This is a genomic window from Pseudomonas aeruginosa (genome assembly GCF_001457615.1).
GTDB lineage: Bacteria > Pseudomonadota > Gammaproteobacteria > Pseudomonadales > Pseudomonadaceae > Pseudomonas > Pseudomonas aeruginosa.
The window spans coordinates 5,356,725-5,377,646 of sequence record NZ_LN831024.1; the positions used below are offsets into that span (position 1 = coordinate 5,356,725).

General features: G+C 63.2%; 19 protein-coding genes, 2 tRNA genes and 1 pseudogene. 4 read left to right on the forward strand and 18 right to left on the reverse strand.

All coding sequences use genetic code 11. The features are described from left to right. Positions 1-109: 109 nt before the first annotated feature. The 3 genes and pseudogenes from AT700_RS24640 to AT700_RS24650 all read left to right on the forward strand — a co-directional run bounded on the left by AT700_RS24640 (position 110) and on the right by AT700_RS24650 (position 3,984). Positions 110-3,375, forward strand: a pseudogene (locus tag AT700_RS24640) (DUF748 domain-containing protein). Between the two features lie 4 nt (positions 3,376-3,379). Next, positions 3,380-3,673, forward strand: coding sequence for a DUF2845 domain-containing protein (locus tag AT700_RS24645; protein WP_003100541.1), 294 nt, complete (start codon positions 3,380-3,382; stop codon positions 3,671-3,673). Then, positions 3,670-3,984, forward strand: coding sequence for a DUF2845 domain-containing protein (locus AT700_RS24650; protein WP_003095173.1), 315 nt, complete (start codon positions 3,670-3,672; stop codon positions 3,982-3,984). The genes AT700_RS24645 and AT700_RS24650 overlap by 4 nt, the downstream gene beginning before the upstream one ends. Positions 3,985-4,043: 59 nt before the next feature. Here the strand turns inward: AT700_RS24650 and AT700_RS24655 are convergent, their stop codons facing one another. The 17 genes from AT700_RS24655 to rlmE form a co-directional block, all read right to left on the reverse strand. Beyond that, positions 4,044-4,241: a CsbD family protein gene (locus tag AT700_RS24655; protein WP_003095174.1), complete on the reverse strand. Its 198-nt coding sequence runs from the start codon at positions 4,239-4,241 to the stop codon at positions 4,044-4,046. Positions 4,242-4,290: 49 nt separating this feature from the next. Then, a complete protein-coding gene (locus AT700_RS24660) occupies positions 4,291-4,635 on the reverse strand; it encodes a BON domain-containing protein (RefSeq protein WP_003095177.1) in 345 nt (114 codons plus the stop codon). Positions 4,636-4,907: 272 nt separating this feature from the next. After that, positions 4,908-7,013 carry a polyribonucleotide nucleotidyltransferase gene (pnp, locus tag AT700_RS24665; RefSeq protein ID WP_048521693.1) on the reverse strand — a complete coding sequence of 702 codons (2,106 nt, stop codon included), beginning with the start codon at positions 7,011-7,013 and terminating at the stop codon, positions 4,908-4,910. Between the two features lie 173 nt (positions 7,014-7,186). Continuing rightward, positions 7,187-7,456 carry a 30S ribosomal protein S15 gene (gene rpsO, locus AT700_RS24670; protein ID WP_003095184.1) on the reverse strand — a complete coding sequence of 90 codons (270 nt, stop codon included), beginning with the start codon at positions 7,454-7,456 and terminating at the stop codon, positions 7,187-7,189. 95 nt (positions 7,457-7,551) lie between these two features. Next, the gene (truB, locus tag AT700_RS24675) at positions 7,552-8,466 is read right to left on the reverse strand and encodes a tRNA pseudouridine(55) synthase TruB (protein WP_016264152.1); all 915 of its coding nucleotides are present in this window, start codon (positions 8,464-8,466) and stop codon (positions 7,552-7,554) included. Positions 8,467-8,468: 2 nt separating this feature from the next. Then, on the reverse strand, positions 8,469-8,861 hold the full coding sequence (gene rbfA, locus AT700_RS24680; protein ID WP_003100519.1) for a 30S ribosome-binding factor RbfA: 393 nt from the start codon (positions 8,859-8,861) through the stop codon (positions 8,469-8,471). Between the two features lie 102 nt (positions 8,862-8,963). Next, entirely contained in the window at positions 8,964-11,486 is a 2,523-nt protein-coding gene (gene infB / locus AT700_RS24685) for a translation initiation factor IF-2 (RefSeq protein WP_003113908.1), read from the reverse strand. Between the two features lie 27 nt (positions 11,487-11,513). Continuing rightward, the gene (gene nusA / locus AT700_RS24690; protein WP_003095192.1) at positions 11,514-12,995 is read right to left on the reverse strand and encodes a transcription termination factor NusA; all 1,482 of its coding nucleotides are present in this window, start codon (positions 12,993-12,995) and stop codon (positions 11,514-11,516) included. 44 nt (positions 12,996-13,039) lie between these two features. Beyond that, complete coding sequence (rimP, locus tag AT700_RS24695) at positions 13,040-13,498, reverse strand: ribosome maturation factor RimP (protein WP_003095193.1); 459 nt, start codon at positions 13,496-13,498, stop codon at positions 13,040-13,042. A 126-nt stretch (positions 13,499-13,624) separates the two neighbouring features. Beyond that, positions 13,625-13,701, reverse strand: a tRNA-Met gene (locus tag AT700_RS24700). A 90-nt stretch (positions 13,702-13,791) separates the two neighbouring features. Next, positions 13,792-13,877: transfer RNA gene (locus tag AT700_RS24705), tRNA-Leu, on the reverse strand. A 13-nt stretch (positions 13,878-13,890) separates the two neighbouring features. After that, entirely contained in the window at positions 13,891-14,280 is a 390-nt protein-coding gene (secG, locus tag AT700_RS24710; RefSeq protein WP_003095194.1) for a preprotein translocase subunit SecG, read from the reverse strand. Positions 14,281-14,282: 2 nt separating this feature from the next. Continuing rightward, positions 14,283-15,038 carry a triose-phosphate isomerase gene (gene tpiA / locus AT700_RS24715; RefSeq protein ID WP_003100513.1) on the reverse strand — a complete coding sequence of 252 codons (756 nt, stop codon included), beginning with the start codon at positions 15,036-15,038 and terminating at the stop codon, positions 14,283-14,285. A gap of 65 nt (positions 15,039-15,103) precedes the next feature. Then, entirely contained in the window at positions 15,104-16,441 is a 1,338-nt protein-coding gene (gene glmM, locus AT700_RS24720) for a phosphoglucosamine mutase (RefSeq protein WP_003116076.1), read from the reverse strand. A gap of 16 nt (positions 16,442-16,457) precedes the next feature. Next, positions 16,458-17,309 (reverse strand): dihydropteroate synthase, encoded by an 852-nt coding sequence (gene folP / locus AT700_RS24725; RefSeq protein ID WP_003121077.1) that lies wholly within the window; start codon positions 17,307-17,309, stop codon positions 16,458-16,460. Positions 17,310-17,318: 9 nt separating this feature from the next. After that, positions 17,319-19,238: an ATP-dependent zinc metalloprotease FtsH gene (gene ftsH, locus AT700_RS24730; protein ID WP_003095200.1), complete on the reverse strand. Its 1,920-nt coding sequence runs from the start codon at positions 19,236-19,238 to the stop codon at positions 17,319-17,321. Between the two features lie 198 nt (positions 19,239-19,436). Further along, positions 19,437-20,060: a 23S rRNA (uridine(2552)-2'-O)-methyltransferase RlmE gene (gene rlmE / locus AT700_RS24735; RefSeq protein WP_003095202.1), complete on the reverse strand. Its 624-nt coding sequence runs from the start codon at positions 20,058-20,060 to the stop codon at positions 19,437-19,439. A gap of 94 nt (positions 20,061-20,154) precedes the next feature. On the opposite strand from rlmE, the gene yhbY reads away from it, so the two are divergent. Continuing rightward, a complete protein-coding gene (gene yhbY / locus AT700_RS24740) occupies positions 20,155-20,469 on the forward strand; it encodes a ribosome assembly RNA-binding protein YhbY (RefSeq protein WP_003095204.1) in 315 nt (104 codons plus the stop codon). Between the two features lie 40 nt (positions 20,470-20,509). On the opposite strand, the gene AT700_RS24745 is transcribed toward yhbY, so the two are convergent. Next, positions 20,510-20,917, reverse strand: a complete 408-nt coding sequence (locus tag AT700_RS24745; protein WP_003109321.1) for a DUF4149 domain-containing protein — start codon at positions 20,915-20,917, stop codon at positions 20,510-20,512. Positions 20,918-20,922: the final 5 nt, after the last annotated feature.

Below are 20,922 nucleotides of genomic sequence, written 5' to 3' on the forward strand. Positions count from 1 at the left end.
CAGCAAGAATACCCGTCCAAAGGCTCTGAAACGGCGCGAATCACGGTCGGAACCTTGAGGCCGTGCCATACTCCAACGCACCGCTTAGAACGGAAAACGAAAGAGAGCCATGCCCAAAGGACTGAAACGCGCTGTCAGCGCCCTGCTGATCACCTTCCTCGTCTATTGCCTGCTGGGCTTTCTGCTCATACCCGGCATCGGGCTGCGCGTCGCCAACCAGCAACTGGCGCAATACGCCACCGTCCCCGCACGTCTCGAACGTATCGAATTCAACCCCTTCAGCCTGGAATTGACCCTCTGGGGTCTGCGCCTGGGCGAGGAGAAGAACCCCCAGCTCGCCTTCCGCCGGCTGTACGCCAACCTGCAGCTGGACAGCCTGTGGAAACGCCAGCTGCACCTGGCCGACGTCGAGCTGGAAGGTCCGCATACCGAACTGCTGTTCGACGAGAAGGGCCAGCTCAACCTGGCCAGCCTGTTCAGGATCCCGCCGAGCGAAGCGCCCGAGCCTGAACAGCCGAGCGACCCGTTCCCGCTGCGCATCGACCGCATCCAACTGGCCGAGGGCAGCCTGCACTTCCAGGACCTGCGACCGAGCGAGCCGGTGGACTTCAGCTTCGATCCGCTGGGCTTCGAGCTGCACAACCTCAGCACCCTGCCCGACGACGGCGCGAAGATGACCCTGGTCGCCACCGGCCCGAACGGCGGCCGCCTCGACTGGGAAGGCGACCTAACCCTGGTGCCGATCACGTCCAGGGGCCACCTGAGCGTCAAGGATATCCAGCTCAAGGCCTGGTGGCCCTATGTCCGCGACAATGCCCCGCTGGTGCTGGAGAACGGCGTGGTCAGCCTCTCCAGCGACTATCGCCTGGACCTGTCCAAGGACACCCAACTGCTGCTCGACAAGGCCGCGCTGAAACTCGCCGACTTCAGCATCAATTCGCCCCAGGGCAAGCCGCTGGCCAAGCTCGCCAGCCTCGACGTGGCCGCTACCACCCTGGACCTGGCCAAGCAGGAAGTGGTGCTCGGCGAAGTCCGCAGCCAGGGCCTGGAGGCCTGGGCCGCGCGCGAGAAGGACGGCCAGCTCGACTGGCAGAAACTGTTCGCCGACTTCACGCCGCCGCCACGCAAGGCGCCTGCACCCAAGCCGGCGGAAAACACCGATCCCGCCGCTGCCCGACCGACGCGGCGAAGACCACCAGCGAACCGGCAACCGACGGTGCCGCCAAGGCAGCCGCGATAGCCTCGGGCGAAGCGGGCAAGGACAGGCCGGCGGAGAAGGGCGCCAGCGTCGCCGAGACGGAAAGGGCAACGGACGACAAAGAGTCCGCCAAGGCCGCGGAAGGCGCTGCCGACAAGGTAGCCAAGCAAGAGACGAGCAAGGCTCCGAAGACCGGCAAGGCAACCGGGCAGGAAACGGCCAAGACTGCGGAGATCGACAAGGCGGCCAACGACAAGCCGCAACAGCTCGCCGGCACTGCAAAGACGCCTCCGCCGGAAAGTACGAAAGCCGCCGCGGAGACGCCTGCCAAGCCCTGGCACATCGTCCTGCGCGACGCCCAGTTGCGCGGCTACAAGGCGCACCTGGTGGATCGCCAGCCGGCCACCGAGGTCCCGCTGGAAGTCGGCCCGCTGGACCTCGACCTGCAGAACGTCGACAGCCTCGGCAAGACCCCCTTCGACCTCAAGCTCAAGACCGGCCTCGGCAACCGCGGCCAGGTCCAGGCCAGCGGCCAGGTGGTGCTCGACCCGGTCAGCGCCAGGCTCAAGGTCAGTACCCGCGACATCGACCTGCGCATGGCCCAGGCCTACATCTCGCCGTTCATCCGCCTGGAACTGCGCAGCGGCTTCCTTGGCAGCGAGCTGGCGGTCGACCTGAAGAGCGTCGAGCCGCTGGCCTTCAGCGTCGACGGCAGCGCCGAAGTCAGCCAGTTGCATACCCTGGATACCATCAAGGACCGCGACTTCGTCAAATGGACCAAGCTGACCCTCAACGGCCTCGCCTATCGGCACGAGGACAGCCTGTCGATCCAGAGCGTGTCCTTCGAGGAGCCCTACGCCCGCTTCATCATCAACGAAGATCGCAGCACCAACGTCAGCGAGCTGATCATCCCGCAACCGGCTAGTTCGTCCGGCAAGGCCGCCGCCGAAAGCAAGAACGCGCCGGCGAGCAAGCCGCTGGGCATCCACATCGGCGGCGTACGGATCAACAACGGCTCGGCGAACTTCGCCGACCTGACCCTGATGCCGCCGTTCGGTACCGCCATCCAGCAGCTCAGCGGCGAAGTCGGCACCCTCGACACGCGCAACTCGCAGCCGGCCAAGGTGGACATCAAGGGCAAGGTCGACAAGTACGCACCGGTGACCATCGCCGGCGAACTGGACCCATTCGACCCGCTGAAGAAGCTCGACATCACCACCAGCTTCAAGCGCGTCGAGCTGACCACCCTGACGCCCTATTCCGGCAAGTTCGCCGGCTACCGCATCCGCAAGGGGCGACTCAACCTGGACCTGCACTACCAGATCGAACGCAGCCAACTGAAGGCGGAAAACAAGGTCCTGCTGGAAGGCCTGCAACTCGGCGAGAAGGTCGACAGCCCGGATGCCGTGGACCTGCCGGTGAAGCTGGCGGTAGCCCTGCTCAAGGACACCAAGGGCAACATCGATATCCAGTTGCCGGTGGCCGGCGACCTGAACAACCCGGAGTTCAGCGTCATGCCGATCGTCTGGCAGACCCTGCGCAACCTGGTCCTGCGCGCCGTGCAGGCGCCGTTCAAGTTCATCGCCGGCCTCGCCGCCGGCGGTAACGAGGATCTCGGCACGGTACCCTTCGCCGCGGGCAGCGACGAGCTGACGCCAGAAGCCCAGGCCAACCTCGACAAGCTCGCCGATGCGCTCAAGGAGCGGCCGGCGCTGCGCCTGGAAGTGGAAGGCGTGGCCTCCGCCGCGGCTGACGGTCCCTCGATCGGCGCCAAGCGTCTCGAACTGGAATACCAGAACACCTACTACCGCATGCTCCAGCGTCGCGGCGACAAGGTACCGAGCGACGCCAAGCAGCTTGAGGTGCCGGAGAACATGCAGGCACCGCTGCTCGAAGGCATCTACCGGACCCGCCTGAAGCAGCAGCCACCGGCCGAGTGGAAGGAACTGGACAGCGACGAACGCACCGCGAAGATGCGCGAAGCGGTGATCGCTTCCTGGGCCAAGAGCCAGGTGCTGCTGCGCCAGATCGGCCAGGCCCGGGCCACCCGGATCAAGGATTACCTGGTGGAGAAAGGCCAGTTGCCGGACGATCGCATCTACTTGATCGACGTCAGTTTCGCCGAAGGCGAAGACAAGGGTAATGTCGACACCCAACTGCACCTGGATAGCGAGTGATACCTTGCACAAGCGATTCGCCGCCCTCGCGGCCCCCCTGCTCTACCTTGCCTGCGCGAGCGCGCAGGCCGACACCATGCGTTGCGGCAGTGCGCTGGTCAGCGTCGGCGACCGGGCCTTCGAAGTACAGCAAAAGTGCGGCGATCCGGATCACCGCGACGACGTCGGCTATACCCTGGGCAGCTACGATCGGCGGGAATTCAAGGTCGAGGAGTGGGTGTACGGCCCGCGCAACGGCGTGACCTACATCCTGACCTTCGAAGCCAACAAGCTGAAACGCATCGAGTTCAAGCGTTGAATCGCTCGCTTCCGCGCACCGGGCTGGTGGCGTTGCTGTCCCTGCTGCCGTTGGCACATGCTCAGGCCGATTCGCTGCGTTGCGGCAGCCGCCTGGTGAGTACCGGCGACAGCAGCGCCGACGTCCTTGCGCGCTGCGGCGAGCCACGCAGCCGCGACAGCCTGGGTTATCGCGAGGTCGTCGGGGAATGGGGCAAGCGCTACGAGGTCGAGGTCCAGGAATGGATCTATGGCCCATGGAACGGCATGCTGTATTTCGTCCGTTTCGAGGGCAACCGCCTCAGCGCCATCCAGAGCCGGCGCGGCGACTGAATCCAGCGCCCATGAAGAAGCCCCGCCGGGCAATCCCGGCGGGGCTTCTTTCTACCTGCTCACAGGCGGTCGCTGAAGTCGCGAACTTCCTGTTCAGCCCTTTCCTTGGACCAGCCATAGCGTTCCTGCAGCTTGCCGACCAGGTATTCGGCATGTCCGTCGGCAGCCTGGAGATCGTCGTCGGTCAGATCGCCCCAACGCTCCTTGATCTTGCCGGTGAGTTGCTTCCACTTACCTTTGATCACATCGGAATTCATCGGTCTTCCTCCTGGTGACGAGGGAAAAGGGATCGTTCGGCCCGGGCGCTTACTCGACCGATTTCAGGCCATCGGCGGAAACGGCTTTCACGCCCTTGATGCCCTTGGCGGTCTCGATCGCCAGGTCACGCTCGGCATCGCTCTTCACGTTGCCGGAAAGGGAAACCACACCTTTGTTGGTCTCGACCTTGATATCGACGCCACTGACATTCTTGTTGGCGATCAGGCTGGATTTCACCTTGCTGGTGATCCAGGTATCGGAAACCGCTTCTTCGGTTTTCTGCATAGTGTCGTTGGCCGCCAGGCTGATGGGCTGGGCAGCGAACGCATTGGCCATCGAGAAGCTCAGAGCAGTGGCAGTAGCAGCGGCAATAGCGAGTTTGCTGAATTTCATTGCGGTTTCTCCTATGGATTTCGAAAAACTGCAGCCATTCCTGGCGTCAGTTGCATAGTAGATATCGCAAGCGCTGTGCCAGTTTTCCTCTAAAATAAAATCCTTTAAAAACAATAGGTTAAAAAACAGGTCGGAAGCGAGACGGTTGCAGAATGCCGAATTGGCGATGGCAGGGCTTGCAAAATGCAAGGATTCACCCCCTTCGCCGAGAAGCGTGTCGCGGAAACGAAAACAGGGCCCGAGGGCCCTGTTTTCATCGATCACGACTCGACTTACACGCCGGAAGCTTCGGCGGCAGCCACGTCCTTGATCGACAGCTTGATGCGGCCACGGTTGTCCACGTCGAGCACCAGGACCTTCACTTCCTGGCCTTCCTGCAGCACGTCGGTGACCTTGTCGATGCGCTTGTCGCTGATCTGCGAGATATGCACCAGGCCGTCCTTGCCCGGCAGGATGTTGACGAAGGCACCGAAGTCGACGATGCGCTCCACCTTGCCGACGTAGATCTTGCCGATCTCGGCTTCCGCGGTGATCGCCAGGACGCGCAGCTTGGCGGCCTCGGCGGCTTCCTTGGTTTCGCCGTAGATCTTCACGCTGCCATCGTCCTCGATGTCGATCGAGGCCTTGGTCTCTTCGCAGATACCACGGATGGTCGCGCCGCCCTTGCCGATGACGTCGCGGATCTTGTCCGAGTCGATCTTCATCTGCAGCATGGTCGGGGCGTTCTCGGACAGCTCGGCGCGAGGCTTGGCGATGACCTGGTTCATCTGGCCGAGGATGTTCAGGCGAGCTTCCAGGGCCTGGCCCAGGGCGATCTCCATGATCTCTTCGGTGATACCGTTGATCTTGATGTCCATCTGCAGGGCGGTGACGCCCTTGTCGGTACCGGCAACCTTGAAGTCCATGTCGCCCAGGTGGTCTTCGTCACCGAGGATGTCGGTCAGGACGGCGAACTTCTCGCCTTCCTTGACCAGGCCCATGGCGATACCGGCGACCGGCGCCTTGACCGGCACACCGGCATCCATCAGCGCCAGGGAGGCGCCGCACACGGAGGCCATCGAGCTGGAACCGTTGGACTCGGTGATCTCGGAAACCACGCGAATGGTGTAGGGGAACTCGTCCTGGGTCGGCAGCATGGCAGCGACGCCACGACGGGCCAGACGGCCATGGCCGATTTCACGACGACCCGGGCTGCCCATGCGGCCGCACTCGCCTACCGAGAAGGGCGGGAAGTTGTAGTGCAGCATGAAGGCGTCCTTGCGCTCGCCTTCCAGGGTATCCAGCAACTGGGCATCGCGCGCGGTGCCGAGGGTCGCGACGACCAGGGCCTGGGTTTCGCCACGGGTGAACAGCGCGGAACCGTGGGTCTTGCCGAGCACGCCGACTTCGATGCGCAGCGGACGCACGGTACGGGTGTCACGACCGTCGATACGCGGCTTGCCGTTGACGATGTTCTCGCGAACGGTGCGGTATTCCAGCAGGCCGAATACGTCCTTGACCTCGGAAGCCGGGAACTTGCCCTCTTCCTCGCCGGCGAACAGGGCCACGGCCTGGTCGCGCAGCTCGCCCAGACGGTTGTAGCGGTCCTGCTTGATGGTGATGGTATAGGCCTGGGAGATCGCTTCGCCCAGCTCTGCCTTGATGGCGTTGACCAGCACGGTGTTTTCCGCCGGGGCTTTCCAGTCCCAGGCCGGCTTGCCAGCTTCGGCGGCCAGCTCCTTGACGGCACGGATCACCGCCTGGAACTCGTCGTGGGCGAACAGCACGGCACCGAGCATCTGGTCTTCGGTCAGTTCGTCGGCCTCGGACTCCACCATCAGCACGGCGTCTTCGGTACCGGCCACGACCATGTCGAGGCTGGAACTCTGCAGTTGCTCGTAGGTGGGGTTGAGGATGTAGCCGATTTCCGGGTGGAAACCGACGCGGGCGGCGCCGATCGGGCCGCCGAACGGAATGCCGGAGATCGCCAGGGCGGCGGAGGTGCCGATCATCGCGGCGATGTCCGGATCGGACTTCTTGTTGGTGGAAACGACGGTGCAGACGACCTGCACTTCATTCATGAAACCTTCGGGGAACAGCGGACGGATCGGACGGTCGATCAGGCGCGAGGTCAGGGTTTCCTTCTCGGAAGGACGTCCTTCACGCTTGAAGAAACCACCGGGGATACGGCCTGCGGCGTAGGTCTTTTCCTGGTAGTGCACGGACAGCGGGAAGAAGTCGCGGCCTTCGGCCGGCGACTTGGCGCCGACCACGGTGACCAGCACGCTGACGTCGTCCATGGTGACCAGTACGGCGCCGGTGGCCTGGCGAGCGATACGGCCGGTCTCGAGAGTGACGGTCGACTGACCGAACTGGAATTGCTTGGTTACCGGGTTCACGGTGTCTTTACCTTCTATGTTGCCTTGGGGGAAATCGGTGGAATGCCGGGAGTCGGACCCGAATCGATTCCTAGAAAGCGCGAAGCTGGAAGCCCGACGCCGATACCCGCCTCGTGTGCGGGTATCGACGCCAGACTTCCAGCTTCTTGCTTCAAGCTGCCGACCGGCGTCGCTTAGCGACGCAGACCCAGACGGCCGATCAGGGCAGTGTAGCGAGACACGTCTTTGCCCTTCAGGTAGTCCAGCAGCTTACGGCGCTGGTTAACCATACGGATCAGACCACGGCGGGAATGGTGATCCTTGCCGTTGGCCTTGAAGTGATCCTGCAGCTTGTTGATGTTGGCGGACAGCAGGGCTACCTGCACTTCCGGGGAACCGGTGTCGCCTTCAGCTTGCTTGTATTCGTTAACGATCTGCGCTTTTTCTTCAACGCTCAGTGCCATGATGGGCTTCCTCTGAGTGAACAGGCCGGGAATCGCTTCCCGTGTTTTAAAAGGAGGAATGACCGTGCCTGCTGACAGCCACCCTCGTATCGGTCTTATGACCGAATCAGTCGACGCGGGGCGATACGCCCGTCGTCGGTCACTTCACCGATACCGATGAAACGACCTGTGTGATCCTGCACCCGCAACCAGCCGAACTTCGGCGCTTCCGGGGCCCGCACCGGCTGCCCGTGCAGCCAGTAGTACGCACTGTGCTCGGACAACTGCAACACCGGCCAATGCAACAGGCCGCTGTCTTCCGGCATCAGGAATTGGTCCAGCGCTTCCGGACCACCTTCGGCATGCACGCGTTCGAGCGTCTCGAGGGTGATCGCCTGGGCCAGGGCGAACGGCCCGGCCTGGGTCCGCCGCAGTGCCGCGACGTGCGCGCCGCAGCCCAGGACCCGGCCAAGATCTTCCACCAGCGTACGCACGTAGGTGCCTTTGCTGCAGGAAACGGCCAGGGTCGCACAGGGCGGCTCGAAGGAGAGCAAATCCAGGCGCGTAATAGTAACAGAACGCGCCTCGCGCTCCACTACCTCTCCTGCACGGGCGAGCTTGTACAGCGGCTGTCCGTCTTTCTTCAGCGCCGAGTACATCGGCGGCACCTGCTCTATGTCGCCACGGAAGCGCGGCAGGGCCTGTTCGAGATCGTCCCGACCGACGGTCACGTCCCGCTCGGCGAGCAGTTCGCCCTCGGCGTCGCCGGTGGTGGTGGTGATGCCCATGCGCATCACCGTCTCGTAACCCTTGTCGGCATCGAGAAGATACTGGGAGAACTTGGTCGCCTCGCCGAAGCACAGCGGCAGCACCCCGGTGGCCAGTGGGTCGAGGCTGCCGGTGTGGCCGGCCTTCTCGGCATTGAGCAGCCAGCGGACTTTCTGCAGTGCCTGGTTGGAACTCATGCCGCGCGGCTTGTCGAGCACCAGGATGCCGCTGATGGAGCGGCGGATACGCTTCACCTGGGCCACGCTCAGTCCTCGGTCTCGTCGTCGCCGTGGCGGCGGCCGTCTTCGGCCACCGCACGCTCGATCAGCGCCGACAGCTCGGCGCCGCGGCGGATGCTTTCGTCGTAGTGGAAATGCAGTTGCGGCACGCTGCGCAGCTTCATCGACTTGCCCAGCAGCATGCGCAGGTAGCCGGCGGCGTCGTTGAGGATTTCCATGTTCAGGGCGATCTTGCCGGCATCGTCCTGGCCCATGACGGTGATGAACACCTTGGCGTGCGCCACGTCGCGGCTGACCTCGACACCGGTGATGGTGACCAGGCCCAGGCGCGGGTCCTTGATCTCGCGCTGGATCAGTTGAGCCAGTTCGCGTTGCATCTGATCGCCGATACGCTGGGTACGGCTGTAGTCTTTTGCCATTTTTCAACCTGCCTCCAGCGACACCCGGTCACTGGAAAAAAAAGCGACAAACGCCCGGGACAGCTGGAAGCCGGCCCGGGCGCTGTGGTTACGCACTCGCCATCAAAGGCTGCGTGCGACTTCGACCTTCTCGAACACTTCGATCTTGTCGCCGACCTTGACGTCGTTGTAGCTCTTCACGCCGATGCCACACTCCATGCCGGCACGCACTTCGGCGACGTCGTCCTTGAAGCGACGGAGAGACTCCAGCTCGCCTTCGAAGATGACCACGTCGTCGCGCAGCACGCGGATCGGACGGTTGCGGTGCACCATGCCCTCGGTGACCATGCAGCCGGCGATCGCGCCGAACTTCGGCGAGCGGAACACGTCGCGCACCTCGGCGATGCCCAGGATGTTCTCCCGCAGATCGCTGCCGAGCATGCCGGTCAGGGCCTTCTTGACGTCCTCGATGATGTCGTAGATCACGTTGTAGTAACGCATATCCAGACCTTCGGCTTCGACGATCTTGCGCGCGCCGGCGTCGGCACGCACGTTGAAGCCGAACAGCACCGCGTTGGAAGCCAGCGCCAGGTTGGCGTCGGACTCGGTGATGCCACCGACGCCGCCACCGACCACGCGGACCTGCACTTCGTCGTTGCCCAGGCCGCTGAGCGAGCCTTGCAGAGCCTCGAGCGAACCGCGCACATCGGCCTTGAGGACGATGTTCAGGGTCTTCTTCTCTTCCTGGCCCATGTTCTCGAAGATGTTTTCCAGCTTGCCGGCATGGGCACGCGCCAGTTTCACCTCACGGAACTTGCCTTGACGGAACAGGGCGACTTCGCGGGCCTTCTTCTCGTCGGCGACCACGGTCATCTCGTCACCGGCATCCGGCGTACCGTCCAGGCCGAGGATCTCGACCGGGATCGACGGGCCGGCTTCCTTGATCGGCTTGCCGTTCTCGTCGAGCATGGCGCGGACACGACCGTAGTTGATGCCGACCAGCACCATGTCGCCCTGGCGCAGGGTACCGTCCTGGACCAGCACGGTGGCCACCGGGCCGCGTCCCTTGTCCAGGCGCGACTCGACCACCACGCCACGGCCCGGGGCCGACGGAGTGGCTTTCAGTTCGAGCACTTCCGCCTGCAGCAGGACCGCTTCGAGCAGTTCATCGACGCCAGTACCGAGCTTCGCCGAAACCGGGACGAAGGGAGCGTCGCCGCCCCACTCTTCCGGGATCACGTCGAGAGCGGCCAGGCCGTTCTTGATGTTGTCCGGGTTGGCCTCGGGCTTGTCGATCTTGTTCACCGCGACCACGATCGGCACGCCCGCCGCTTTCGCGTGCTGCACGGCTTCCTGGGTCTGAGGCATGACACCGTCGTCGGCCGCGACCACCAGGATCACGATGTCGGTCGCCTGGGCGCCACGGGCACGCATCGCGGTGAACGCGGCGTGGCCGGGGGTATCCAGGAAGGTCACCATGCCACGCTCGGTTTCGACGTGGTAGGCACCGATATGCTGGGTGATGCCACCGGCCTCGCCCGCGGCGACCTTGGCGCGACGGATGTAGTCGAGCAGCGAGGTCTTGCCGTGGTCGACGTGGCCCATGACGGTGACGACCGGCGCGCGGGTGACCGCCTCGCCTTCGAACTTCAGGGACTCGGCCAGTTGTTCTTCCAGCGCGTTCTCGCTGACCAGCTTGACCTTGTGGCCCAGCTCTTCGGCGACCAGTTGGGCGGTCTCCTGGTCCAGGACCTGGTTGATGGTCACCGGGGAGCCCATCTTGAACATGAACTTGACGACTTCGGCACCCTTGACCGACATCTGGGCGGCCAACTCGGCTACGGTGATGGTCTCACCGATGTTCACTTCACGCACGATCGGTCCTGTCGGGTTCTGGAACCCGTGCTGGTTGCGCTTCTTCAGCTTCGACTTGCCACCACGACCGCCGCGACGGTAACCATCGCTTTCCTCGTCGGTGCTGCGTGGAGCCACGCGCGGAGCAGGAACCTTTTCCTTCTCCTTGACCGAGGGACGGTGCTGGGTGTGCTTGCGGTCGCGGCGGTCATCGTCCTCGTCACGCTTGGGCACGCGGCGCGGCTCTTCCTTCTTGCGCTCTTCCACGGCGGCAGGCTTGGCCACTGGTTCGGCAACCGCGACATCCGCCACCACGGCAGGCTCGGCACCGGCAGTAGCCGCTGCTTCCTGGGCAGCCTTGGCACGCGCAGCTTCCTCGGCCTTGCGCGCTTCCTCTTCGGCACGCTGGCGGGCAGCGGCCTCTTCGGCCTTCAGACGCTCCGCCTCTTCCGCCGCGCGCTGCTCCTCGAGTTCGCGCTGGCGCTCGGCCTCGATCTCGTCGGGGCTGCGCTTGACATAGGTTTTCTTCTTGCGAACTTCGACGCTCACCGTCTTGCTGCCACCCACTTTCAGCGTGGTAGTGGTCTTGCGTTGCAGGGTGATCTTGCGCGGCTCGCTGGCGCGATCGCCATGGCTGCCTTTCAGGTGGGTCAGCAGGGCTTGCTTCTCGCTATCCGTTACAACTTGTTCGGCACTGGTGTGCGGCAGACCTGCGTCACGCATCTGCAGCAGCAGGCGCTCCACCGGTGTGTCGACCACCTGGGCCAGTTCTTTCACCGTGACTTGCGTCATGCACTTCTCTCCTCAGGCCGCGACTGCTTACTCGAACCAATGGGCCCGGGCGGCCATGATCAACTTGCCGGCACGCTCTTCGTCCATGCCGTCGATGTCGAGCAGATCGTCGATCGATTGCTCGGCCAGATCTTCACGGGTGGTTACGCCACGCAGCGCCAGGTCCAGGGCCAGCTCCTTGCTCATGCCATCGAGGCTGAGCAGGTCTTCTGCCGGTTGTGCGTCGGCGAGCTTCTCTTCGGTCGCAATGGCCTTGGTCAGCAGGCGATCCTTGGCACGGGAGCGCAGCTCGTTGACGATGTCTTCGTCGAAGCCATCGATGCTGAGCATCTCTTCCATCGGTACGTAGGCGATTTCCTCAAGAGTCGTGAAGCCCTCTTCCACCAGTACCTGGGCCAGTTCCTCGTCGACATCCAGCTCGTCGACGAAGCGCTGCAGGATATCCCCGGTCTCGGCCTGTTGCTTGGCCTGGATATCCGCCTCGGTCATCACATTCAGGGTCCAGCCGGTCAACTGGCTGGCCAGACGGACGTTCTGGCCACTGCGGCCGATAGCCTGCGCCAGATTGTCCTCGGCGACGGCGATATCCATGGTATGGGTATCCTCGTCGACGATGATCGCCGCCACCTCGGCCGGAGCCATGGCGTTGATCACGAATTGCGCCGGGTTGTCGTCCCACAGGACGATGTCCACCCGCTCTCCACCGATCTCGCCGGATACCGCCTGGACGCGCGAACCGCGCATGCCGATGCAGGCGCCCTGCGGGTCGATGCGCTTGTCCTTGGAACGAACGGCGATCTTGGCGCGCGAGCCCGGGTCACGGGCGGCGGCCATCACGTCGATCAACTGCTCGGCGATTTCCGGTACTTCGATGCGGAACAGCTCGATCAGCATTTCCGGCGCGGTACGCGACAGGACCAGTTGAGGACCGCGGTTCTCGGTACGGATCTCCTTCAGCAGGGCACGCACGCGGGTGCCAACGCGGAAGGTCTCGCGCGGAATGATCTGGTCGCGGGCCAGCAGCGCCTCGGCGTTGTTGCCGAGATCGACGATGACGTTGTCGCGGGTGACCTTCTTCACGGTACCGGAAATGATCTCGCCGACCTTCTCGCGGTAGGCATCGACCACCTGGGCGCGCTCGGCCTCGCGGACCTTCTGCACGATGACCTGCTTGGCAGTCTGCGCAGCGATGCGGCCGAACTCGATGGATTCGATCTTTTCTTCGATGACCTCGCCGACCTTCGCGCCCGGCTTCTGCTCCTGGACGTCCTCGACGGTGATCTCGGTGGCGGGGTCCTGGTAGTCCTCGTCGGCGACGACGTGCCAACGACGGAAAGTCTCGTAGCTGCCGTTATGACGATTGATCTCGACGCGCAGGTCGACCTCGTCCTCGAAACGTTTCTTGGTGGCGGTCGCCAGAGCCAGCTCCAGCGCCTCGAAAATCACGCCGGCCGGTACGCCCTTTTCGTTGGATACCGACTCAACAACCAGCAGTACTTCTTTGCTCATTGTACGCCTCGCCTTTCAATCCATTGGATCCGCGGATTCGCGTCTCAATCAAAACGGGGAATGATGTTGGCCTTGTCGATCGAATCGATCGGCAGCAGGTACTCGTGATCGTCCACCAGGACCACCACATCCTGCTCCTCCACACCACGGAGAATGCCTTGGTAGTTACGCCGCCCCTCATAGGGCGAACGCAGCCTGATCTTCACTTGCTCGCCGGCATGCTTGGCGAACTGTTCGAGGGTGAACAGCGGCCGATCCATGCCCGGAGAGGACACCTCCAGGGTGTACTCGCCGCTGATCGGGTCTTCGACGTCGAGAATACCGCTGACCTGCCGACTGACGGCTTCACAGTCATCGATGAGGATGCCTTCGGGGCGGTCGATATAGACGCGCAACACCGAATGACGACCCTGGGAAATGAACTCGACGCCCCAGCACTCATAGCCGAGCGCCTCGACCACAGGGGCCAGCAAGGCCTGCAACTGTTCTAGCTTGCTCGACACCTGATCGCCTCGCGTATGTCGTAGAAACAAAAAATGGGCGAAACGCCCATCCCTAAATTGCCACTCGGAACCGTGGCATGGACTGTCCAGCTAACAAAAAGCCCCTAAAAAGGGGCCCTGAAAAACTGGTTGCGGGGGCTGGATTTGAACCAACGACCTTCGGGTTATGAGCCCGACGAGCTACCAGACTGCTCCACCCCGCGTCAAAGCTGGTGCAAGATTATACGACCGACACCCTGATGGGTCAACCGAACCTTGCAGAGACAAACCCCGCAGGACGGGGCTTGCTTATATGGTACCGAGGAGGGGACTCGAACCCCTACAGCCTATGGCCACTACCACCTCAAGGTAGCGTGTCTACCAATTCCACCACCTCGGCAGAAACCTTTCTCTTACTTCTGTTCAGGAGCCGCCGGTACATCGCCTGCACTTTCCGCAGGCTTGGACTGCTCCTGAAGAACCGGCACATCGTCAGCGGCCGGTGCTTTCTCTTGCTTCTGCTCCAGAACTGCCGGATCCGGCAGCCCGATGTGTTGCAGAGCATCAGACTTTTCTTTAGCGAAGTACGCTAAGCCAAGGCTGGTCAAGAAAAAAACCGCTGCCAGTATACCAGTAATCCGACTCAAAAAGGTAGCGGAACCTTGGCTTCCGAAAACAGTTGCCGAAGCACCTGCACCGAAAGAAGCCCCTGCATCCGCACCCTTGCCATGCTGAACGAGGATCAGGCCAACAAGACCCAATGCCATCAGCAGGTGCACGACAATTACGACCTTTTCCAGCATCTTCAGCTTCCCGCGGCACGACAGATCGCGCCGAACTCATCCGCATTGAGGGAGGCTCCACCTACCAGCCCCCCATCGATATCCGGCATGCCGAACAACTCGGCTGCACTTGCCGCCTTTACACTGCCGCCGTAAAGGAGTCGCACACCTTTTGCGACCTCGGCATTTTCCGCTGCCAGTTGCGCGCGGATCGCCGCGTGCACTTCCTGGGCTTGCGCGGGGGACGCGGTCAACCCGGTCCCGATCGCCCAGACCGGCTCGTAAGCCACGACTGCGCGAGCAAAAGCTCCAACACCCAACTCGTCGATCACGCTTCCCAGCTGCCTTGCGACAACCTCCAGCGTCTTGCCCGCCTCGCGCTCCGCCCGGGTCTCCCCGACACACAGCACCGGCACCAGGCCGCACGACTGAGCCGCGGCAAACTTGCGACTCACAACCTCGTCACTCTCGCCGAGAATCAGGCGACGCTCCGAGTGGCCCACGAGGACCATGCTACAACCGACATCCGCCAACTGACTGGGAGCAGTCTCACCGGTCAGCGCGCCTTGCATCGGCTCGACGGCGCTGTTCTGCGCACCTACATCGATCGCCTTGCCGGCCAGGCCCTGGATGACCTGACTGATGAACAAGCAAGGTGGCATCACAGCTACATCGACTCCGCTCGGCAACGCCAGCTGACGCAAGCCTTTGATCAACTCGGCCACACTGGAATGCGTACCGTGCATTTTCCAGTTACCGGCCACCAAGGGTCGACGCATGCTGTACCTCGCGGGGCAAAGTGGGCGCAGATGTTACTCAACAGTTTCCAGACTGGCAAGCAAAATCAAGCACATACCTCAGAAACAATTTTTGCCAGCTGTTCGGCGTGGGCACGAACGCTAGCTTCCTCGTCGCCCTCGACCATCACCCGGACCAACGGCTCTGTGCCGGATTTGCGCAGCAGGACACGGCCGCGCCCGCCCATTTGCTCGGTGACGCGGACGCTGGCCTCCTTCACCGACGGGTGCTCGAGCGGATCGCTTTCGCCCTTGAAGCGCACATTGATCAGCACCTGGGGGCACTTGCGAATCCCCTGGCGCGCCTCGGCCAGGGTCTGGCCGCGATGCTTGAGCGCCATCAGCACCTGTAGCGCCGCGATGATGGCATCGCCCGTCGTGGTGTTCTGGCAGCAGACGATATGTCCCGAATTCTCCCCTCCCAGCATCCAGTTCCGAGCCAGCAGTTCGGCCATCACATAGCGATCGCCGACCTTCGCCCGCACGAACGGGATATGCAGCTCCTGCAAAGCCAGCTCCAGGCCGAGGTTGCTCATCAGGGTGCCGACCACACCGCCTTGCAGGCGCCCGCTTTCCTGCAGGTCGCGCGCGATGAGGAAAAGCAGTTCGTCGCCATCCACGACCGCACCGGTATGGTCGACCATCATCACCCGGTCGCCGTCGCCGTCGAAGGCGATGCCGAGGTCGGCATGGTGCTCGACCACCGCAGCCTGCAGGCCATCCAGGTGAGTGGAACCGCACTTGTCGTTGATGTTCAGGCCATTCGGGCTGGCCGCCAGCACCGTCACTTCCGCGCCCAGTTCCCGGAAGACGCTGGGAGCGATCTTGTAGGTAGCGCCGTTGGCGCAGTCGAGCACGACCTTGAGACCGTTGAAGTCGGTGCTGGTCGGCACGCTGCTCTTACAGAATTCGATGTAGCGCCCCGCCGCGTCATTGATCCGCGAAACCTTGCCGAGACGGGCGGACTCCACCACGGTCATCGGCGCATCGAGCAGTTCCTCGATCATCAGCTCGACGTCATCCGGCAGCTTGGTCCCCTGCCCGGAGAAGAACTTGATGCCGTTGTCGTCGTGGGGATTGTGCGAAGCGCTGATCACCACCCCGGCCTCGGCGTGGAAAGTCCGCGTCAGGTAGGCGATGCCGGGGGTAGGCATCGGTCCCAGCAACAGGGTATCGGCGCCGGAAGCGGAGAGCCCCGCCTCGAAGGCCGACTCGAACATGTAACCCGAGCTGCGCGTGTCCTTGCCGATCAGGACCCGGCAGTTGCCCTGCCGGCGGAAGGCCATGCCCACCGCCCAGCCCAGCTTGAGAACGAAGTCCGGAGTAATCGGAAACTCGCCAACACGACCACGGATACCGTCAGTCCCGAAGTATTTTCTGCTCATCTTTTGTCTTCCGTGCTCAATCCGCCATTTCAACGGCGGAGATCATTCGCATCACGTCGACGGTCGCCGCCACGTCATGCACTCGAATTATCCGTGCGCCCTTGGCCAGCGCCAGGGCCGCCAGAGCTAGGCTGCCGTAGAGGCGTTCGTCCACCTCCCGCCCCAGTACCTTGCCGATCATGCTCTTGCGCGAAACGCCGACCAACAACGGCAAGCCCAGGCCATGGAGTGCCTGCAGATGCCTGAACAGCACCAGGTTGTGCTCCAGTGTCTTGGCGAAACCGAAACCCGGATCCAGCAACAGCCGCTCGCGGTCGATTCCGGCCGCCACGCAGGCATTCACACGCTCCTGCAGGAACGCGCCGACTTCCGCCACCACATCCTGGTAGGCAGGCGCATCCTGCATGGTCTGCGGTTCTCCACGCATGTGCATGAGGCAGACCGCCAGGCCGCTATCCACCGCAGCATCCAGCGCACCGTCGCGCTGCAGCGAACGGACGTCGTTGATCAGACCCGCTCCGAGACGCGCAGTTTCGCGCATGACCGCGGGCGTGGAGGTATCCACCGAAATCACGACGTCCAGCTCGCGAGCGATGCGTTCGACTACCGGAGCGACCCGCTCCAGCTCCTCCGTCGGAGAAACGCTGCGCGCACCGGGACGGGTCGACTCGCCGCCGACGTCGATGAGCGTTGCGCCTTCCCGCACCATGCGCTCGGCATGCCGCAGGGCATCGTCCAGCCGGTCGTAACGGCCGCCATCGGAAAAGGAATCGGGGGTGACATTGAGGATGCCCATGACATGTGGGCGGGCCAAATCAAGAACCCGACTGCCGCAAGGCAGTCGGGTCGGGTATTGCGGATTGCTCATTCAGGGCTCTCAGTGCTCGCCGGCCGGCCCACCGATGGGAGGGGTGTTCTCGCGGCGGCCCGACTCTTCCAGGTTGGCCGGCGGGGTGCCGGTACCCGAACCACCCTGCCAGTCACGCGGCTCGCGCGGCACGCGACCGGCCATGATGTCGTCGATCTGGTCGGAGTCGATGGTTTCGTACTTCATCAGTGCGTCGGCCATCATCTCCAGCTTGTCGCGGTTCTCGTCGAGCAGTCGCTTGGCGGTACCGTAGCAGTCGTCGATGATGCGCCGGACTTCCTGGTCGATCATCTTGGCGGTCTCGCCCGACACATTGGCGTGCTGGCTGCCGGCGCTACGGCCGAGGAACACCTCGCCCTCCTCCTCCGCGTACATCAGCGGGCCGAGCTTCTCGGACAGACCCCACTTGGTCACCATGTTCCGCGCCAACTGGGTAGCACGCATGATGTCGTTGGAAGCGCCAGTGGTGACGCCTTCGAAGCCGAGGGTCATCTCTTCCGCGATACGGCCGCCGAACAGCGAGCAGATCTGGCTTTCCAGCGCGCGCTTGGACAGGCTGTAGCGATCTTCCTCGGGGAGGAACATGGTCACGCCCAGGGCGCGTCCGCGCGGAATGATGGACACCTTGTAGACCGGGTCATGCTCCGGCACCAGGCGACCGACGATGGCGTGGCCGGCTTCGTGGTAGGCGGTGTTGCGCTTCTCCTTCTCGGACATGACCATGGTCTTGCGCTCGGCGCCCATCATGATCTTGTCCTTGGCCAGCTCGAACTCGCGCATGTCGACGATGCGCTTGTTGGAGCGCGCGGCGAACAGCGAAGCCTCGTTGACCAGGTTGGCCAGGTCGGCGCCGGAGAAACCGGGCGTACCGCGGGCGATGACGGCAGGATCGACATGGTCGCCCAGCGGCACCTTGCGCATGTGCACCTTGAGGATCTGTTCGCGCCCGCGGATATCCGGCAAGCCGACCACCACCTGGCGGTCGAAGCGGCCCGGACGCAGCAGCGCCGGGTCCAGAACGTCCGGACGGTTGGTGGCAGCGATGACGATGATGCCATCGTTCATCTCGAAGCCATCCATCTCCACCAGCAACTGGTTGAGGGTCTGCTCGCGCTCGTCGTGACCACCGCCCAGGCCGGCGCCGCGATGGCGGCCGACGGCGTCGATCTCGTCGATGAAGATGATGCACGGCGCATGCTTCTTGGCCTGGTCGAACATGTCGCGGACACGGGAAGCGCCCACGCCGACGAACATCTCGACGAAGTCGGAACCGGAAATGGTGAAGAACGGCACCTTGGCTTCGCCGGCGATGGCCTTGGCCAGCAGGGTCTTGCCGGTGCCGGGCGGGCCGACCATCAGCACGCCGCGCGGGATACGGCCGCCCAGGCGCTGGAACTTGCCCGGATCGCGAAGGAACTCGACCAGCTCGCTGACCTCCTCCTTGGCCTCGTCGCAGCCGGCGACGTCAGCGAAGGTGGTCTTGACCTGGTCCTCGGACAGCAGGCGCGCCTTGCTCTTGCCGAAGCTCATCGGGCCGCCGCGACCGCCGCCGCCACCCTGCATCTGGCGCATGAAGAACATGAAGACGGCGATGATCACCAGGATCGGGAAGCTGGCGACCAGCAACTGGGTCCAGATGCTCTGCTGTTCGGGCTGCTTGCCCTCGACCACGACGTTGTTGTTGACCAGGTCGCCGATCAGGCCGTTGTCCTGGATCGCCGGGCGGATGGTCTTGAAGGTATCGCCGTCGCTACGCTTGCCGGTGATGACATAGCCATCCACGGTCACTCGCTCGACCTTGCCATCCTTGACCTGCTGGATGAAGTCCGAGTAGTTCAGCGTCTGTGGCTCGCTCGGGCTCGAGAAATTGTTCATCACGGTCACCAGTACCGCCGCGATGATCAGCCACAGAATCAGATTCTTTGCCATGTCGTTCAATTGACTACCCTCTGAAGCCGGCTCCGTCCTGGAAACCGCTTCACACGACGGCCAGACTCCTTCCGGCCAAAAGTACTACACAAGCGCCCGCGCACGCAGGCGTTGTCTGTAACCCTTTATGAACCCTCGCCCGTCCCGGCACAACAGGTCATCGACCAATAGACAGGCTATAGGGTCAATCATTCCAGTCTATTCCCCGCGAAAGCCGCGTGCGAGCAGATACTGTTCCCGCGAACGATCACGCGACGACAGGGGCTTGCGCATCTGTACCTTGTCGAACATTTCCCGGGCCTGCTTGTGGTACTGGTCGAAACCTTCGCCCTGGAAGATCTTGATCAGGAAATCGCCGCCCGGCCGCAGCACACGGCCGGCCAGGTCCAGCGCCAGTTCGCAGAGATACATGGCGCGCGGCTGGTCGGCGGCCCGCACTCCACTCATATTGGGGGCCATATCGGAAATCACAAGGTCTACCGGATGGTCGCCGATCGCCTCGAGGATCCGCGCGAACACCGCGTCCTCGGTGAAGTCGCCCTGGATGAAGGTGACGTCGGGGATGCTGTCCATCTCGAGGATGTCCGAAGCGATCAGCCGGCCGCGGTCGCCGATCACCCGGCTGGTGACCTGCGACCACCCGCCCGGCGCGGCGCCCAGGTCGACCACGGTCATGCCCGGACGCAGGATGCGGTCCTTCTCCTGGATCTCCAGCAGCTTGTAGCTGGCGCGCGAGCGATAGCCATCGCGCTGGGCCATCTTCACGTAGGGATCGTCGAAATGTTCTTTCAGCCAACGCTGGCTGGTTTTGGAGCGGGCCACGGAATACCTCTTCGGGCACCCCCGGTCGGCGGGGGCAGCATCACTTGGACTAAAACTGGGGTAAAATAGACGACTTTTTCCCAGGGGTCTGATTATGGCGCTCACTCAAGAGCAGAAGAAACAGTTCAAATCTATCGGTCACCACCTGAAACCGGTATTGATCGTAGCCGAGAACGGCTTGACCGAAGGCGTTCTCGCCGAACTCGAGCGCGCACTCAACGATCACGAACTGATCAAGGTGAAACTGGCGCTGGCCGAGCGCGACGATCGCCGCGCCCTGCTCGACGAACTCTGCGCGCAGTCGCGCAGCGACCTGGTGCAAAGCATCGGCAAGATGGCGCTGGTCTATCGGAAGAACCCGAAGCCGAACAAGAATCTCTCGAACATCAGCCGTTTCGCCGGCATCTGATGCCCCATCCAACCAAGGTCGGGAAACTTCCCGACCTGGTTCAGACGCCTTCCTCGTCCCGCCCCGGTACCGGCTGCAACACCAGCAGCAGGCCACACATCGCCACCGCCAGGTAGTTGAACAGCAGCCAGCGCACCGCCTCGGGCGCCAGCCCACGCACCAGGAAATACACCAGGCAGAGCAGCGCGACGGCGAGCAACAACTGACCGCGAAGGTCTCGCCAGAGGCTCCTCGGCCCGTGGCTCGACACCAACACCAGCGCCTGCAGCACCGCACAGAATCCGGCGAAGCCGATCAGCAGCGGCGTCAACGCCGCGGCTACGGTTTCCACCAGCAACGGCGCCAGTCCGGTCTTGGCCAACGCAGGCAGGACCACGAACTGCAGCAACCAGAGGCCGCCGACCCAGAACGTCTGGGCCAGCAGCCAACTGATCGCGCCTGCGCGCAACGGAG